At 75.0% G+C, this 17,770-nt stretch carries 1 protein-coding gene and 1 pseudogene; both read right to left on the reverse strand.

Features of this window, described 5'->3' with window-relative positions; all coding sequences use genetic code 11:
* Positions 1-52: 52 nt before the first annotated feature.
* Positions 53-11,620, reverse strand: a pseudogene (locus TR50_RS30460) (type I polyketide synthase); the annotation flags it as partial.
* Positions 11,621-11,724: 104 nt separating this feature from the next.
* The coding region (locus tag TR50_RS30465) for a type I polyketide synthase (protein ID WP_042429513.1) at positions 11,725-17,770 on the reverse strand (6,046 nt) is incomplete at its 5' end.

The raw sequence follows: 17,770 nt of genomic DNA on the forward strand, positions 1-17,770 counted from the left end.
CGGTCGCGCCGGGCGGGGTCGCCCGCCCGGCGCCGTCGGGTGGCGTGAGGCGTCAGCCCACCGAGCGCAGCCACTGGTCGATCAGCTCGGCGGTGGCGGCGGCGTGCTCCTCCATCACGGTGAAGTGGTCGCCCAGGGCGTCCACTTCGGTGTGCGGCAGCGGCCAGGAGGCCACCGCCGCACCCGTCGGCGCCTCACCGGCGCCCGGGGCGGGGAGCGCCTCGGCGGCCTTGAGCAGCAGGGTCGGCGCGGTGATCGCGGCGGGCTGCCAGCCGGCGAACAGCCGCAGGTAGCCGCCCATGGCGGTGAGCCTGGTGTCGTCCATCGGGACGTAGCCGCCCTCGCGGGCGAGCATCGCGCCGGTCAGCGCGGGCAGCACCGCCGCCGCGGCGTCCAGGGCGTCCGACTCGTCGCCGGCGGCGAAGGCGTCGCCCCCCGTACCCGGCGCGCCCGGCGCGCCCGCGGGGCGGCCGTCGGCGAAGGCGTAGGTGTCCACCAGGACGACCCCCTGCGGGCGGGCGCCCAGCTCCTCCAGCCGGCCGGCGACGGCCTGGGCCAGCAGCCCGCCGGTGGAGTGGCCGAGCAGGGCGAACGGGGCTCCCCCGGTGGCGCGCAGGACGGCCTGGGCGCCCAGTTCGAGCATCGCCTGTGCCGTCTCGGGCAGCGCCTCGCCCTGCGTGAAGCCCGGCAGCGGCATCGCCAGGACGCTGCGTCGGCCACGGAAGGCCGCCGCGATCCGCGCGTACTGGTGCGGGCCGGAGATCGCCAACAGCGAGGGCAGGCAGACCAGGACGGGCTGCTCGGGCCCCTCCGCCAGGCGCAGCAGCTCGGGCACCGGAGCGGTCGCCGGATCCGCCCCGAACACCGGGCGGAACCGCGAGGCGGCGAAGAGCAGCGCCATGAACTCCTGGCTGCGCCCGGTCTCGGCGGCGGTGCGCAGCATCGCCCCGATCGTGCCGACCGGCCGGCTCTCCTGGGTCTCCCCCGGCGCGCTGGGGCCCTCCGCGGACGCCAGCTGTTCGCGCAGCCGGACGGCCAGCTGCCGCGGGGTGGGGTGGTCGAAGAGCAGCGTGGCGGGCAGCCGCAGACCGGTCGCCACGGCCAGCCGGTTGCGCAGTTCCACCGAGGTCAGCGAGTCGAAGCCGAGCTCCAGGAAGCCCCGTTCGAGGTCCACGGCTTCCGGGCCCGGGTGGCCGAGCGAGGCGGCGGCGTGGGCCCGCACCAGGTCGAGCAGCACCGCCTCGCGCTCCTGCTCGGTGCGGCCGACGAGCCGCTCGGCCAGCGCACCGGCCGACTCCTGCTCGCCCGCCGCGGCCCGGCGCACCGGCACCCGCACCAGGCCGCGCAGCAGCGCGGGCAGCTGCCCGGTCGCGGCGGCGTGGGCGCGCAGGCCGGCCAGGTGGAGCTTGACCGGCACCAGCAGGGCCTCGTCGGACGCGCCCGCGGCGTCGAAGAGGGCCAGGCCCTCCTCGTCGGAGAGCGGCGCCACGCCGCCGCGAGCCATGCGCTGGAGATCCGCCTCGGTCAGGTCGCCGGTCATGCCGCTGCTCCCGGCCCACGGGCCCCAGGCCAGCGAGGTCGCGGGCAGGCCGCGGGCCCGCCGGTGCTCGGCGAGCACGTCCAGGAAGGCGTTGCCGGCCGCGTAGTTGGCCTGGCCGGGGCCGCCGAGGACACCGGAGGCCGAGGAGAACAGCACGAAGGCGTCGAGCTGCTGGTGCCTGGTCAGCTCGTGCAGCAGCCACGCCGCGTCGACCTTGGGACGCAGCACCCGGTCGACCCGCTCGGGGGTGAGCGAGACCACGGCTCCGTCGTCGAGCAGACCGGCCGCGTGCACCACGGCGGTCAGCGGGTGCTCGGCCGGCACAGCGGCGAGCAGCTCGGCCATCGACGTCCGGTCGGCCGCATCACACGCGGCGAACCGCACCTCGGCGCCCAGTTCGGCCAGCTGTCCCTTCAACTCCGCCGCGCCGTCCGCGGTCTCGCCGCGCCGGGAGACCAGCAGCAGGTGCCGCACCCCGTGCTCGGCGACCAGATGGGCGGCCAGCAGGCGGCCCAGCGAGCCGCTGGCACCGGTGAGCAGCACCGTGCCGGACGGGTTCCAGGCGGCCCGGCCGGTCCCGGCCGGATCAGCGGTCCCGGCCGACAGGTCGGGCTCGGCCGGCGGGCCCGCAAGGGCCACCCGGGTCAGCCGGGGAGCGAGGATCCGGCCGTCCCGGACGGCCAGTTGGGGCTCGTCGAGGGCGAGTGCGGCAGCCAGCACCGCGGCGGAGCCCTCGTGGTCGTCCATGTCGATCAGGACGAACCGGTCGGGGTTCTCGGTCTGCGCGGAGCGGAGCAGGCCCCAGACGGCGGCCGACGGGAGGTCGGTCACGTCCTCCCCCGGTCGCGTGGCCACCGCGCCGCGGGTGACCAGCACCAGTCGCGCCTCGTGCGTGCACTCCTGCGCGAGCCACTGCTGGACCAGGTCCAGTGCCCGGTGCGCCGCCTCGTGCGCCGCCGAGGCGACGTCGAGTCCGCCGGCGGCGAGCTGAGGGCAGGGGGCCAGGACGATCCGCGGCATCGGCGTGCCTGCGGCGACGGCCGCCGTGAGCGCGGCCAGGTCGGCGTGGACGGGCGTGCCGCCCGCGTGGATCGCCTCGACCGCGATGCCGTAGCCCGCGTGGTCCGGGCCGAGCACCGCCCAGTCCGGGCCGGCCGTGACAGCTTCGGCGGGCACCGGCAGGGTCACCCACTCCCGGCCGAACAGCGCGTCGCCCAGGCCGCTGTCGGCGGCGCCGAGCTGCTCGGGCGAGATCGGGCGCAGCGCGAGCGAGTCGACGGCCGCCACGGGCGTGCCGGCGGCGTCGGACAGTTCCAGCGCGATCCCGCTCTCCCCCGCCGGCCGGATGCGCGCCCGCAGTTCGGTCGCACCGGCGGCGTACAGGCGCACCCCGGTCCAGGCGAACGGCAGCCGCCCGCCGGCGGTGTCCGGGAGGATCCCGCCGAGCGCGAGGGTGTGCAGGGCGGAGTCGAGCAGGGCCGGGTGCAGCCCGAAGGCCGGGGCCTCCGCCCGCTGCTCCTCGGGCAGCGCGAGCTCGGCGAAGAGCTCGCCGTCGCGGCGCCAGGCGGCCCGCACACCCCGGAAGGCCGGGCCGTAGTCGAAGCCGAGCGCGGCGAAGCCGTCGTAGAGGCCGTCCACCGGGACGGGCTCGGCCCCGGTCGGCGGCCACTGGGCCGCCTCGAACGCCGCGGCGGGCAGGCCGGGGGCCAGTTCGCCCGTGGCGTGCCGGGTCCACGGCAGGTCGAGCGGAGCGCCCTCGGGTCGCGAGTGCAGGCTGAACCGGCAGCGCCCGGACGCGTCCGGCGCACCCACCGTCACCTGAACCCGCACGCCGCCGTGCTCGGGCAGCACCAGCGGCGCCTCCAGGGTCAGCTCCTCCAGCCGGTCGCACCCGGCCTGGTCGCCGGCCCGGATCGCCAGCTCCACGAAGGCCGTGCCGGGCAGCAGGACCGCGCCGAGCACCGCGTGGTCGGCCAGCCAGGGATGGGTGTCCAGGGCGAGCCGGCCGGTGAAGACGTGGCCGTCGGCGTCCGCCAGGCTCAGGCAGGCGCCCAGCAGCGGGTGGTCGGCCGCGCCCAGCCCGGCCGAGGACACGTCCCCGAACGTTCCGGCGTACGGCTTGGGCCAGTAGCGCTCACGCTGGAAGGCGTACGTGGGCAGATCGAGGCGGCGGGCGTCCGTGCCCGCGAAGACCGCCTCCCAGTCGAGCTTGACGCCGCGCACGTACAGCCGGGCCACAGCGGCGGTGAACGTCTCCGCCTCGGGGCGGTCGCGGCGCAGCACCGGTGCGAAGGCCGTGCCGTCCTCGGTCACGCAGTCCTGACCGAGGGTGCTGAGGGTGCCGTCCGGGCCCAGCTCCAGGTAGCTGCGGACGCCCTCACCCTCCAGGGTCCGCACGGCGTCGGCGAAACGGACGGCCTCGCGGACATGGCGCACCCAGTACGCGGGAGTGGCGAGGTCGGCGTCCTGGTCGAGGGTGGAGACGATGGGGATGCCGGGCCGGTGGAACTCCAACGACTCCACGACCGTGCGGAACGCGTCCAGCATCGGGTCCATCAGCGGCGAGTGGAAGGCGTGACTGACCGTCAGCTGCTTGGTCCTGCGGCCTTCGGCGGCCAGCTTCCCGGCCACCGCGAGGACGGCCTCCTCGGCGCCGGAGACCACGACCGAGGCAGGACCGTTGACGGCGGCGATCCCCACCTCACCGGTGAGCAGCGGCAGCACCTCGTCCTCGGACGCCTGCACCGCCACCATCACGCCACCCGACGGCAGCGCCTGCATCAACCGACCACGCGCCGCCACCAGCTCGGCGGCGTCGCCGAGCGAGAACCCCCCCGCCACGTGCGCCGCCGCGATCTCGCCGACCGAGTGGCCGGACAGGAAGCCCGGCTTCACACCCCACGACTCGACCAGGCGGAAGAGCGCCACCTGGAGCGCGAAGAGCGCGGGCTGGGTGCACGCCGTCTCGTCGATCCGCTCGCCGGTGAAGACGGTCTCCTTGAGCGAGCGGTCCAGGTACGGGTCCAGCTCCGCGCAGACCGCGTCGAACGCGGCCGCGAACACGGGGAACGCCTGGTACAGCTCACGGCCCATCCCGGCCCGCTGAGCGCCCTGACCCGTGAACAGGAAGGCGGTACGGCCCGCGCGACCGGTCTGCCCGGCCACCACCCCGGGTTCCGTTGTCTCGCCACGGACCAGCGCCCGCAGCGCGTCGGTCAGCTCCTCGCGACCGGCGCCGATCAGCGCCGCCCGGTGCTCGAAGGCGGTCCGCGAGGTCGCCAGCGCGCGGGCGACCTCGACCGGGCCCGCCTCGGGCTCGGCGTCCAGCCAGGCCAGCAGCCGCTCGGCCTGGGCGCGCAGGGCCGGCTCGGAGCGGGCCGACAGCACCCACGGCACCATCGTCCCGGAGCCGGCGGACTCGGGGGCGGGCTCAGGAGCGGCCGGTTCCACCGCCTCGGGCGCCTGCTCGATGATCACGTGCGCGTTGGTGCCGCTGAACCCGAACGAGGAGACGCCAGCCCGGCGCGGTTCACCGGTCTGCGGCCAGTCCTGCTGCTCGGTCAGCAGCTCGACCGCGCCCGCCTCCCAGTCCACGTGCGGGGTCCGCTCGCCGACGTGCAGGGTTCGCGGCAGCACGCCGTGGCGCATCGCCATGACCATCTTCATGATGCCGGCCGCGCCCGCCGCCGCCTGGGTGTGGCCCAGGTTCGACTTGATCGAGCCCAGCCACAGCGGCCGCTCGGCGGTGTGCTCCCGCCCGTAGGTGGCCAGCAGCGCCTGCGCCTCGATCGGGTCGCCCAGCGGCGTCCCGGTCCCGTGCGCCTCGACCACGTCGACCTGGCCGGCCGTCAGTCCGGCGTTGGCCAGCGCCTGCTGGATCACCCGCTGCTGGGCGGGACCGTTGGGGGCGGTCAGGCCGTTGCTGGCGCCGTCCTGGTTGACGGCCGTGCCGCGCACGATCGCCAGCACCGGGTGCCCGTTGCGCCGCGCGTCCGAGAGCCGCTCGACCAGCAGCATGCCGACGCCCTCGGCCCAGCTGGTCCCGTCCGCGTCGGCGGAGAACGCCTTGCACCGGCCGTCGGCGGCCAGCCCGCGCTGACGGCTGAACTCGATGAACGGCGACGGCGAGGCCATCACCACCGAGCCGCCCGCCAGCGCCAGCGAGCACTCGCCCGACCGCAGGGCCTGGGCGGCGAGGTGCAGGGCGACCAGCGAGGAGGAGCAGGCGGTGTCGATGGTGACTGCCGGGCCCTCGAGACCGAAGGTGTACGAGACCCGGCCGGAGGCCACGCTGCTGGAGCTGCCGGTGCCGACGTAGCCCTCCAGGGCGTCCGCCGAGGCCATCAGCAGGGGCGCGTAGTCGCCGTACATGACGCCCGCGAAGACGCCGGTGCGGCTGCCCCGCAGGGTGGCCGGGTCGATCCCGGCCCGCTCGAACGCCTCCCAACTCGTCTCCAGCAGCAGCCGGTGCTGCGGGTCGACCGAGACCGCCTCGCGCGGCGAGATGCCGAAGAAGGACGGGTCGAAGCCGGCGGCGTCGTGCAGGAAGCCGCCCTCCCGGGTGTAGGAGGTGCCGGGCTGCTCCGGGTCGCTGTGGTACAGCGCCTCCAGCGGCCAGTCCCGGTCGGTGGGGAAGCCGGAGACGCCGTCCACCCCGTCCGCCACCAGTCGCCACAGGTCCTCGGGCGAGGTCACGCCGCCGGGGTAGCGGCAGGCCATGCCGATGATCGCGATCGGCTCGTCGGAGACACCCGCAGCGGCGGGCACGGCGGCCCGGGTGGCCGCGATCTGCGCGGAGCCGCGGAGCTCGGTGCCCAACTGCTCGGCGAGGGCGGCCGGGTTCGGGTAGTCGAAGACCAGGGTGGCCGGCAGCCGCAGGCCGGTGACCGCGTTGAGGCGGTTGCGCAGCTCGACGGCGGTCAGCGAGTCGATGCCGAGATCCTTGAACGCCCGGTCGCCCTCCACCGCGTGCGCGCCGGCATAGCCCAGCACCCCGGCGGCCTCGGCACGCACCAGCTCCAGCAGGGCGGCCTCGCGGTCGGCCTCCGGCAGGACGGCGAGCCGCTGCGCCAGCTCCGAGGCCGCCGCCTCGGACGCGGCGCTCGCCGCGCGACGCAGCGGAACCCGGACCAGCCCGCGCAGCAGCGGCGGCAGCAGGCCCGCCTCGGCCTGGGCGCGCAGCCCGGCCGGGTCCAGGTGGATCGGCACCAGCGCGGCCCGGTCGGTGGCCAGCGCCGCGTCCAGTAGGGCCAGGCCCTCCTCGGCGGTCAGCGCGCCGACCCCGCCACGGGCCATCCGCCGCATGGTCGAGCCGCCCGACTCGCCCGCCATTCCGGCGTCCTCGGCCCACGGACCGAAGCCCAACGAGGTGGCGGGCAGGCCGAGCCCGCGCCGCTGCTGGGCCAGTGTGTCCAGGAAGGCGTTGGCGGCCGCGTAGTTGGCCTGCCCGGCGGTGCCGAAGGTACCGGCGGCGGAGGAGAACAGCACGAAGGCGGACAGGTTCTGGTCTCGCGTCAGCTCGTGCAGGTGCCAGGCCGCGTCCACCTTGGGACGCAGCACGGCGTCCATCCGCTCGGGGGTGAGCGAGGAGAGAACGCCGTCGTCCAGCACACCGGCCGTGTGCACCACCCCGGTCAGCGGGTGCTCCAGCGAGCCGAGCAGGGCCGCGAGTGCGGCGCGGTCGGCCACGTCACAGGCGGCGAGCGCCACCTCGGCGCCCAGCTCGCCGAGTTCGGCCGCCAGCTCGGCCGCGCCGGGCGCCTGCGCACCGCGCCGCGAGACCAGCAGCAGGCGACGCGCGCCGTAACCGGTCACCAGGTGCCGGGCGACGAGGGCGCCCAGCGAACCGGTCGCACCGGTGACCAGCACCGTGCCCTCCGAGTCCAGCGCCGGCAGCGACTCCTCGGCCGGGACCGGCTCGCGGACCAGCGCGGGTGCGTAGGCGACCCCGGCACGCAGCGCGAGCTGCGGCTCCCCCGAGTCGACCGCGGCAGCGAGCGCGGCCTGCGAGGCCGCGTCCTCGTCCGCCCCGGAGGGAAGGTCGACCAGCACGATCCGGCCCGGGTTCTCCGACTGCGCGGAGCGCACCAGACCCCACACGGCGGCAGAGGGCAGGTCGGTGACGATGTCGCCGGGGGCGGTCGCCACCGCGCCACGGGTCACCACGACCAGCCTGGTGTCGGCGAACACCTCCTCCGCCAGCCAGCGCTGGACCAGGGCGAGTGCCTGGTGGGCGCGCCGATGCGTGGTCGCGGCGATGTCGTCCTCAGCCTCGGAGTCCGCCTGCTCGCCGAAGGCGGCTAGCAGGGTCCGAGGCGCTGCGGCACCGTCGTGGAGCGCCGCGAGCAGGGCGTCCAGGTCGGTGTACGCGGCGGCCCCGGTCACACCGAGGACGTCGGCGGTGCCCAGCACAGCCCACGACCCGTCCTCCCCGGCGTCGGCCTGCTGAGCTCCCGCCGGCGGCAGGGACGTCCAGTCCAGCCGGAACAGCGAGTCCTGGTGAGCCGCGCGGCTCGCCGCCAGCTGCTCCATCGCCACCGGGCGCAGCACCAGCGACTCCACCGAGGCCACCGGCGCGCCGGTGCCGTCGGCCAGGGTCAGCGTCACCGTGTCGGGGCCCTTCGGCGCGATCCGCACCCGCAGGGCGGTCGCACCGGCCGCGTACAGCGAGACACCCGACCAGGCGAACGGCAGCCGGGCCTGGCCGGAGTCCTCCAGCAGGCCGCCGAGACCGATGGCGTGCAGGGAGGCGTCGAGCAGCGCGGGGTGCAGGCCGAAGAAGCCCGCCTCGGTGCGGCTCTCCTCCGGCAGCTCGACCTCGGCGAACAGCTCCCCGCCGTGCCGCCAGGCCTTCCGCAGGCCCTGGAAGACCGGGCCGTAGCCGAAACCGGCGGCCGCGAAGCCGTCGTAGAGCGCCTCGACGTCGACCGGCTCGGCACCGGCCGGCGGCCAGACGACGAGCTCGGCGGCGGGCTGAGTGGCAGCGCCGGGCGCGAGCACGCCGGTGGCGTGCCGCGTCCACGGCTCTTCGACAGGCGCGTCCTCCGGCTGGGAGTACAGGTTGACCGTGCGGCGACCGGAGTCGTCCGCCGTTCCCACCCAGAGCTGCACCCGCACCGCGCCCTTGGCGGGCAGGAACAGCGGCACCTCCAGCGACAGCTCGTCCAGGCGGCCGCAGCCCACCTGGTCCCCCGCGCGGACCGCCAGCTCGACGAAGGCCGTGCCGGGCAGCAGTACCGTGCCGCCCACGGCGTGGTCGGCGAGCCACGGGTGACTGTCCAGCGCGAGGCGGCCGGTGAACAGGTGCCCGTCGGCGTCGGCGAGCGCGAGCGACGCGCCCAGCAGCGGGTGGTCGGCGGCGCCGAGACCGGCGGAGGCGACGTCGCCGACCCAGCCGGTCAGCGGCCGGGGCCAGAAGCACTCCTGCTGGAAGGCGTAGGTGGGCAGGTCGACGCGCCGGGCGTCCGCCCCCGCGAAGACCGCCTCCCAGTCCAGCTTGGCACCGCGGGTGTGCAGGTGGGCGAGGGCGGTGGTGAAGCTCTCCGCCTCGGCGCGGTCGCGGCGCAGAGTGGGGACGAACGTGGCGTCCTCGGTGACACACCCCTGCGCGAGCGCGGTCAGCGTGCCGTCCGGGCCGAGCTCCAGGAAGGTGCGAACCCCCTCCCGTTCCAGGGTCTCAACGGCGTCCGCGAAGCGGACAGCCTCGCGCATGTGCCGCACCCAGTACGCGGGCGTGGTGAGGTCAGCAGTCTGGTCGAGGGTGGAGACGATCGGGATCCGCGGGGACTCGAAGGCCAGGCTCGCCACGACCGTGCGGAACTCGTCCAGCATCGGGTCCATCAGCGGCGAGTGGAACGCGTGACTGACCGTCAACCGCTTGGTCTTGCGACCCTGCGCGGCCAACTGCTCAGCCACAGCCAGCACCGCCGCCTCGGCACCCGAAAGCACCACCGACGTCGGTCCGTTCACGGCCGCGATCGCCACCTCGTCGGACAGCAGCGGCAGCACCTCGTCCTCGGACGCCTGCACCGCCACCATCGCACCACCCGACGGCAGCGCCTGCATCAACCGACCACGCGCGGCGATCAGCTTCGCCGCATCGCCGAGCGACAGCACGCCCGCCACATGCGCGGCCGCGATCTCACCAATGGAGTGACCCGCCAGGAAGTCCGGACGCACACCCCACGACTCGACCAGCCGGAACAGCGCCACCTCGAGAGCGAACAACGCCGGCTGCGTGCACGCCGTCTCGTCGATCCGCTCCCCGCCGAACACCACGTCCCTGAGCGGCAGGTCCAGCTGCCCGTCCAACTCCGCACACACGGCGTCGAACGCCGCCGCGAACACCGGGAACGCCTCGTACAACTCGCGGCCCATCCCGGCCCGCTGGCTGCCCTGACCGGCGAACAGGAACGCCGTGCGACCGGCGGAGCCCGTCCGGCCGGTGACCACGCGGGCGGACGACTCGCCGCGGACCAGCGCCTCCAGCCCGCGCCGCAGCTCCTCGGGCTCGGTGCCGACCACCGCGGCCCGGTGCTCGAACGCGGCCCGCGTCGTGGCCAGCGAGAAGGCGACGTCGGCGGGGACCGGAGCGGGCTCCGTGTCCATGCTGTCCAGCAGCCGCTCGGCCTGCCCGCGCAGCGCGTCCGGGGTGCGGCCCGACAGCACCCAGGGCACCACCGGGGTCCGTCCCCCGGGTCCCTGCTGCTCCTCGGTGACCTCCGGAGCCTCGGCCGTCGGTGCCTGTTCCAGGATGATGTGCGCGTTGGTGCCGCTGAAGCCGAACGACGAGACCGCCGAGCGGCGCGGCTCACCGGTCTGCGGCCAGTCCCGCTGCTCGGTCAGCAGCTCGACCGCGCCGACCGACCAGTCCACGTGCGTGGAGGGCTCGGTGACGTGCAGGGTCTTCGGCAGCACGCCGTGGCGCATCGCCATGACCATCTTCATGATCCCGGCGGCCCCGGCGGCGGCCTGGGTGTGGCCCAGGTTCGACTTGACCGAGCCGAGCCACAGCGGCCGGTCCGCCGGGCGTCCCTGGCCGTACGTGGCGAGCAGCGCCTGTGCCTCGATCGGGTCGCCGAGCGTGGTGCCGGTGCCGTGGGCCTCGACCACGTCGACCTGGTCACTGGTGAGGGCCGCCCCGGCGAGCGCCTGCTTGATCACGCGCTGCTGCGAGGGGCCGTTGGGCGCGGTCAGACCGTTGCTGGCGCCGTCCTGGTTCACGGCGCTGCCGCGCACGACGGCGAGGACCGGGTGCCCGTTGCGGCGCGCGTCCGAGAGCCGCTCGACGAGCAGCATGCCGACACCCTCGCCCCAGCCGGTCCCGTCCGCGCCGTCCGAGAACGCCTTGCACCGGCCGTCGGTCGCCAGACCGCGCTGACGGCTGAACTCCACGAAGGTGCCCGGCGTCAGCATCACCGTCACGCCACCGGCCAGCGCCAGCGTCGACTCACCCGAACGCAGCGACTGGCACGCCAGGTGCAGCGCGACCAGCGAGGAGGAGCAGGCGGTGTCGATCGTCACCGCCGGACCCTCCAGACCGAGCGTGTAGGACACCCGCCCCGAGGCGATGCTCGCCGCGGTGCCGGTGCCGACCTGGCCTTCCAAGCCCTCGACCGACTGCTGGAGCAGCGCGCCGTACTCGTTGTACATCACGCCGACGAAGACACCCGTGCGGCTGCCCTTGAGCGCGGCCGGGTCGATGCCGGCCCGCTCGAACGACTCCCAGGAGGTCTCCAGCAGCAGGCGGTGCTGCGGGTCCATCGACATCGCCTCACGCGGGCTGATGCCGAAGAACGCCGGGTCGAACGCCCCCGCCCGGTGCAGGAAGCCGCCCTCACGGGAGTAGGACGTCCCCGGGTGGTCCGGATCGGGGTGGTAGAGGTTCTCCACGTCCCAGCCGCGGTCCTCCGGGAAGAAGGACACCGCATCCCGCCCGTCGGCCACCAGGTCCCACAGACCCTCGGGCGAGGTGACCCCGCCCGGGAACCGGCAGGCCATGCCGACGATCGCGATCGGCTCCTGTTCGCCGTCCTCGTACTCCTTCAGTCGGCGGCGCGTCTCGTGGAGATCCGCCGTCACCCGCTTCAGGAAGTACCGAAGCTTCTCCTCGGCCGCCATCTCAGCCGGCATGTCAGGTCACCTCTCGGGGATGTTGCAGAACGTTCGGACGGTGCGGACGGTCGTCAGGAGATGCCGAATTCCTTGCCGATGAAGTCGAACAGGTCGTCATCGGTGGCCTCGTCGAGCTGCTCGGCGACGGCGGCCTCCTCCTCGGCCGCGACCTGCTGGTCGTTCCACCGGGCGAGCAGGGACTGGAGGCGGCCGGCGATCCGCAGATGGCCCTCGCCGTCCGGGACCGCGCCCAGCAACGCCGCCTCCAACCGGTCCAGCTCCGCCAGCAGCGGCAGGACGGCCTCGGCCGGGTCCGGCACGGACTGTGCCCGCAGCAGGTCGACCAGGGCCAGGGGCGTCGGGTAGTCGAAGACCAGGGTGGCCGGCAGTCGCAGGCCGGTGACCCCGTTGAGGCGGTTGCGCAGTTCGACGGCGGTCAGCGAGTCGAAGCCCAGGTCCTTGAAGGCCCGGTCGGCCTCCACGGCGTGGGGCCCGGCATAACCGAGGACCGCCGCGACCTCCGAACAGACCAGCTCCGCCAGGAAGGCGTCGCGTTCGGCCTCGGGCACGCCCGCGAGCCGCTCGGCCAGGGTCGGGCCGCTCGCCTCGGCCGCGCGCCGCTTGGTGACCCGGACCAGGCCGCGCAGCAGCGGCGGCAGCATCCCCGCCTCCGCCTGCGCCCGCAGACCGGCCGGTTCCAGCCGGACCGGCACCAGGACCGGCTCGCCGGAGCGCGCCGACGCGTCCAGCAGGGCCAGACCCTCCGTCGAGGAGAGCGGGAGCACGCCGCCGCGCGCCATGCGCTCGACATCGGCCGAGCCCAACTCGCCCGCCATGCCCCCGTCCTCGGCCCACAGACCCCACGCGAGGGAGGTCGCCGGCAGGCCCGCCGAGCGGCGGTGCTGGGCGAGAGCGTCCAGGAAGCTGTTCGCCGCCGCGTAGTTGCCCTGTCCGGCGTTGCCGAAGACACCGGCCGCCGAGGAGAACAGCACGAAGGCGGACAGCTGCTGATCCTTCGTCAGCTCGTGCAGGTGCCAGGCCGCGTCCACCTTCGGACGCAGCACGGCGTCCATCCGCTCAGGAGTGAGGGAGGAGACGACGCCGTCGTCCAGCACACCGGCCGTGTGCACCACCCCGGTCAGCGGGTACTCCAGCGAGCCCAGCAGGGCCGCCAGCGCGGCGCGGTCCGCCACATCGCAGGCCGCGAACTGCGCCTCGGCGCCCAGCTTGCCGAGTTCGGCGACGAGTTCGGCCGCGCCGGGCGCGTCCGCACCACGGCGCGAGACCAGCAGCAGGCGACGCGCGCCGTACGCGGTCACCAGGTGCCGAGCCACTAGGCCGCCCAGCGAACCGGTCGCGCCGGTGACCAGCACCGTGCCCTCCGGGTCCACCGCCGGCAGCGACTCCTCGGCCGCGAGCGGAACGCGCGCCAGGCGCGGGGCGAGGGCCGCCCCGGCGCGCAGCGCGAGCTGGGGCTCGCCGGAGTCGACGGCGGCAGCGAGCGCGGTCTGCGAGGCCGCGTCCTGGTCGAGGTCGACCAGCACGATGCGGCCCGGGTTCTCCGCCTGCGCGGAGCGCACCAGACCCCAGACGGCAGCCGACGCCAGGTCACGGACGTCCTCACCGTCACCGGCGGCCACCGCACCACGCGTCACCAGGACCAGCCGGGAGTCCGCGAAGGCCTCCTCGGCCAACCAGCCCTGCAGCAGCCCCAGAGCGCGGTGGACGGCCTCGTGGGTGGCCGTCGCGACGTCCGCACCGTTCGCCGCCGGCAGCCACGGGACCACCACCGTGTCCGGCACCAGCTCGGCGAGCTTGGTCAGGTCCTCGCAGCACTCCGCACCCGGGAGCCCGAGAGCGTCGTCCCCGAGCACGGCCACCGCGCCGAGCGAACCCGTCGCGGGCAGCGCCACGGGCGTCCACTCCTGCCGGAACAGCGCCTCGTGCCGTGCGCCCGAGCCCGCCAACTGCTCGGCCGAGAAGGCCCGCAGGACCAGCGAGTCGACGGAGGCCACCGGCGCACCGGTCGCATCCGCGACCGCGAGTGAGACGGCGTCCGGTCCCACGGCCGACATGCGCACCCGCAGCTCGGCCGCGCCCGCCGCATGCAGGGACACGCCCGACCACGCGAACGGCAGCCGGCCCTGACCGGTGTCCTCCAGCAGGCCGCCCAGGCCGATCGCGTGCAGCGACGCGTCAAGGAGCGCCGGATGCAGACCGAACAGGCCCGCCTCCGCACGGCTCTCCTCCGGCAGCGCGACCTCGGCGAACACCTCACCACCGAGCCGCCACGCCGCCCGCAGCCCCTGGAACACCGGACCGTAGCCGAACCCGGCCGCCGCGAAGGTCTCGTACACCGACTCGACCGACACCGGCTCAGCCCCGGACGGCGGCCACTGCACCAGCTCGAAGCCCGCCGACCGCTCACCCTCCGCCAGCAGACCGGCAGCGTGCCGCGTCCACGGCTCGTCCGGCTCGGCATCCTCCGAGCGCGAGTACACGCTCAGCGGCCGACATCCCGAGGCGTCCGGTTCGCCCAGCGAAACCTGGACCCGCACGGCTCCCCTGGCCGGCAGCACGAGCGGCGCCTCCAGCGTGAGCTCCTCCACCAGACCGCAACCGACCTGGTCACCGGCCCGCAGAGCCAGCTCCACGAACGCCGTCCCCGGCAGCAGCACCACCTCGCCGACGGCGTGGTCGGCCAGCCACGGATGGGTGTCCAGCGCGAGCCGACCCGTGAACACGTGACTGTCGGCGTCCGCCAGGACGAGGGACGCGCCCAGCAGCGGATGGTCCGCTGCGCCGAGACCGGCCGAGGCGACGTCGCCGACCCAGCCCGTCAGGGGCCGGGGCCAGAAGTTCTCGTGCTGGAAGGCGTAGGTGGGGAGGTCGACGCGTCGGGCGCCGGTGTCGGCGAAGGCCGCCTCCCAGTCGAGCTTGAGCCCGCGCACGTACAGCTGCGCCATAGCGGTGGTGAAGGTCTCCGCCTCGGCGCGCTCGCGGCGCAGCACCGGCGTGAACGCGATCCCGTCCTCCGTCACACAGTCCTGGCCGAGCGCGGACAGCGTGCCGTCCGGGCCCAACTCCATGAAGGTGCGGACGCCTTCGCGCTCCAGCACCGCGACGGCGTCGCGGAAGCGGACCGCCTCGCGCACATGCCGCACCCAGTACTCGGGCGTCGTGAGGTCGGCGTCCTGGTCGAGGGTGGAGACCATCGGGATCCGCGGAGCGTGGAAGGTCAGACCCTCGACCACCGCGCGGAACTCCTCCAGCATCGGGTCCATCAGCGGCGAGTGGAACGCATGGCTGACCGTCAGGCGCTTGGTCTTGCGACCCTCGGCGGCCAGCTTCTCCGCCACCTCCAGCACGATCGCCTCGCTGCCCGAGATCACGACCGAGGTCGGCCCGTTGACGGCGGCGATCCCCACCTCACCGGTGAGCAGCGGCAGCACCTCGTCCTCGGACGCCTGCACCGCCACCATCGCGCCCCCGGACGGGAGCGCCTGCATCAGGCGGCCACGCGCCGCCACCAGCTTCGCCGCATCGCTCAGCGACAGCACACCGGCCACGTGCGCGGCCGCGATCTCGCCGATCGAGTGCCCGGCCAGGAAGTCCGGCCGGACGCCCCACGACTCCACGAGACGGAACAGCGCCACCTCGACGGCGAAGAGCGCCGGCTGCGTGCAGGCCGTCTCGTCGATCCGCTCACCCGCGAAGACGACGTCCTTCAGCGGACGGTCGAGCTGCCCATCCAACGCCGCGGACACGGCGTCGAACGCCGCCGCGAACACCGGGAACGCCTCGTAGAGCTCACGGCCCATCCCGGCCCGCTGGCTGCCCTGACCGGCGAACAGGAACGCCGTGCGACCCGCCGAGCCCGCCCGGCCGGTGACCACGCGGGCCGCCGACGCGCCACGGGCCAGCGCGGCCAACGCGTCGCGCAGCCCGGTCGGCTCCCCCTCGATCACCGCTGCCCGGTGCTCGAACGTCGCGCGGGTCGTGGCCAGCGAGAACCCGACGTCCGTCAGGTCCGCGTCCGGCTCGGTCCCCAGTCGACGCAGCAGGCGCTCGGCCTGGCCGCGCAGGGCCTCCGGTGTCCGCCCCGACAGCACCAGCGGCACCGCCGCCGGCGTCCGCGCCTCGACGTCGCGCTCCGCGGGGACCTGCTCGACGGCCGGGGCCTGCTCCAGCAGGATGTGCGCGTTGGTGCCGCTGATGCCGAACGACGACACGGCGGAGCGGCGCGGCTCACCGGTCTGCGGCCAGTCCCGCTGCTCGGTCAGCAGCTCGACCGCGCCCGCCGACCAGTCCACGTGCGTGGACGGCTCGGTGACGTGCAGGGTCTTCGGCAGCACCCCGTGGCGCATCGCCATGACCATCTTCATGATCCCGGCGGCGCCGGCGGCGGCCTGGGTGTGCCCCAGGTTCGACTTGATCGAGCCGAGCCAGAGCGGGGAGTCGGAATCCCGCTCCCTGCCGTAGGTGGCGAGCAGCGCCTGCGCCTCGATCGGGTCGCCCAGCCGGGTCCCCGTGCCGTGGGCCTCCACGGCGTCGACCTGGGCGGCCGTCAGACCGGCGTTGGCCAGCGCCTGCTTGATCACGCGCTGCTGGGCCGGCCCGTTGGGCGCGGTCAGACCGTTGCTGGCGCCGTCCTGGTTGACCGCGCTGCCGCGCACGACCGCCAGGACCGGATGTCCGTTCCGCTGGGCGTCGCTGAGCCGCTCGACCAGCAGCATGCCGACGCCCTCGCCCCAGCCGGTCCCGTCCGCGCCGTCCGAGAACGCCTTGCACCGGCCGTCGGTCGCCAGACCGCGCTGACGGCTGAACTCCACGAAGGTGCCCGGCGTCAGCATCACCGTCACGCCACCGGCCAACGCGAGCGTCGACTCGCCCTGGCGCAGCGACTGGCAGGCCAGGTGCAGCGCGACCAGCGAGGAGGAGCAGGCGGTGTCGATCGTCATCGCCGGGCCTTCCAGGCCGAGCGTGTAGGACACCCGGCCGGAGGCGACGCTGCCCGTGGTGCCCGTGCCGACCTGGCCCTCCAGGCCCTCGACCGACTGGGCCAGCAGCATGCCGTACTCGTTGTACATCACCCCGACGAAGACGCCGGTCCGGCTGCCGCGCAGGGTGGCCGGGTCGATGCCAGCCCGCTCCAGAGCCTCCCAGGAGGTCTCCAGCAGCAGCCGCTGCTGCGGGTCGATCGACATCGCCTCACGCGGGCTGATGCCGAAGAACGCCGGGTCGAACGCTCCCGCCCGGTGCAGGAAGCCGCCCTCACGGGTGTACGAGGTGCCCGGGTGGTCGGGGTCGGGGTGGTAGAGGTTCTCCACGTCCCAGCCCCGGTCCTCCGGGAAGTACGACACCGCGTCCCGACCACCGGCCACCAGGTCCCACAGACCCTCGGGCGAGGTGACCCCGCCCGGGAACCGGCAGGCCATGCCGACGATCGCAATCGGCTCCTCGTCGTTCCGGGAGGGGGAGGCAGCCGCAGTGACCGGCAGGCCGGCGCCGGGGAGCGATCCCAGCAGTTCGGTGCCCAGCAGCTCGGCGAGCGCGGTCGGGGTGGGGTAGTCGAAGACCAGGGTGGCCGGCAGGCGCAGACCGGTGGCCCCGTTGAGGCGGTTGCGCAGCTCGACGGCGGTCAGCGAGTCGAAGCCGAGCTCCTTGAACGCCCGAGTGGCGTCCACCGAGGAGTGGTTCGGGTAGCCGAGGACCGCCGCGACCTCCGCGCAGACGAGTTCCAGCAGCGCGGCGTCGCGCTCGGCCTCCGGGAGCGTCACGAGTCGCTGCGCCAGCGCCGAACCGGCCGCCTCGCCGGTCCCCCCGGCGTTGCTGGCCGCGCGCCGCACCGGCCCGCGGACGAGGCCGCGCAGCAGCGGCGGCAGCAGGCCCGCGCCGCTCTGGGCGCGCAGGCTCGCCAGGTCCAGCTGGATCGGGACGAGCAAGGGCTCGGGCGACCGCACCGCGACGTCGAAGAGCAGCAGGCCGTCTTCGGCGGTCAGCGCCATGACGCCGCCGCGCGCCATCCGTTCGACGTCCGAGCGGACCAGGGCGGCCGCCATGCCGCCGTCCTCGGCCCACAGGCCCCAGGCCAGCGAGGTGGCCGCGAGACCGGCT

This window comes from Streptacidiphilus anmyonensis (assembly GCF_000787855.1).
Taxonomy (GTDB): Bacteria; Actinomycetota; Actinomycetes; order Streptomycetales; family Streptomycetaceae; genus Streptacidiphilus; species Streptacidiphilus anmyonensis.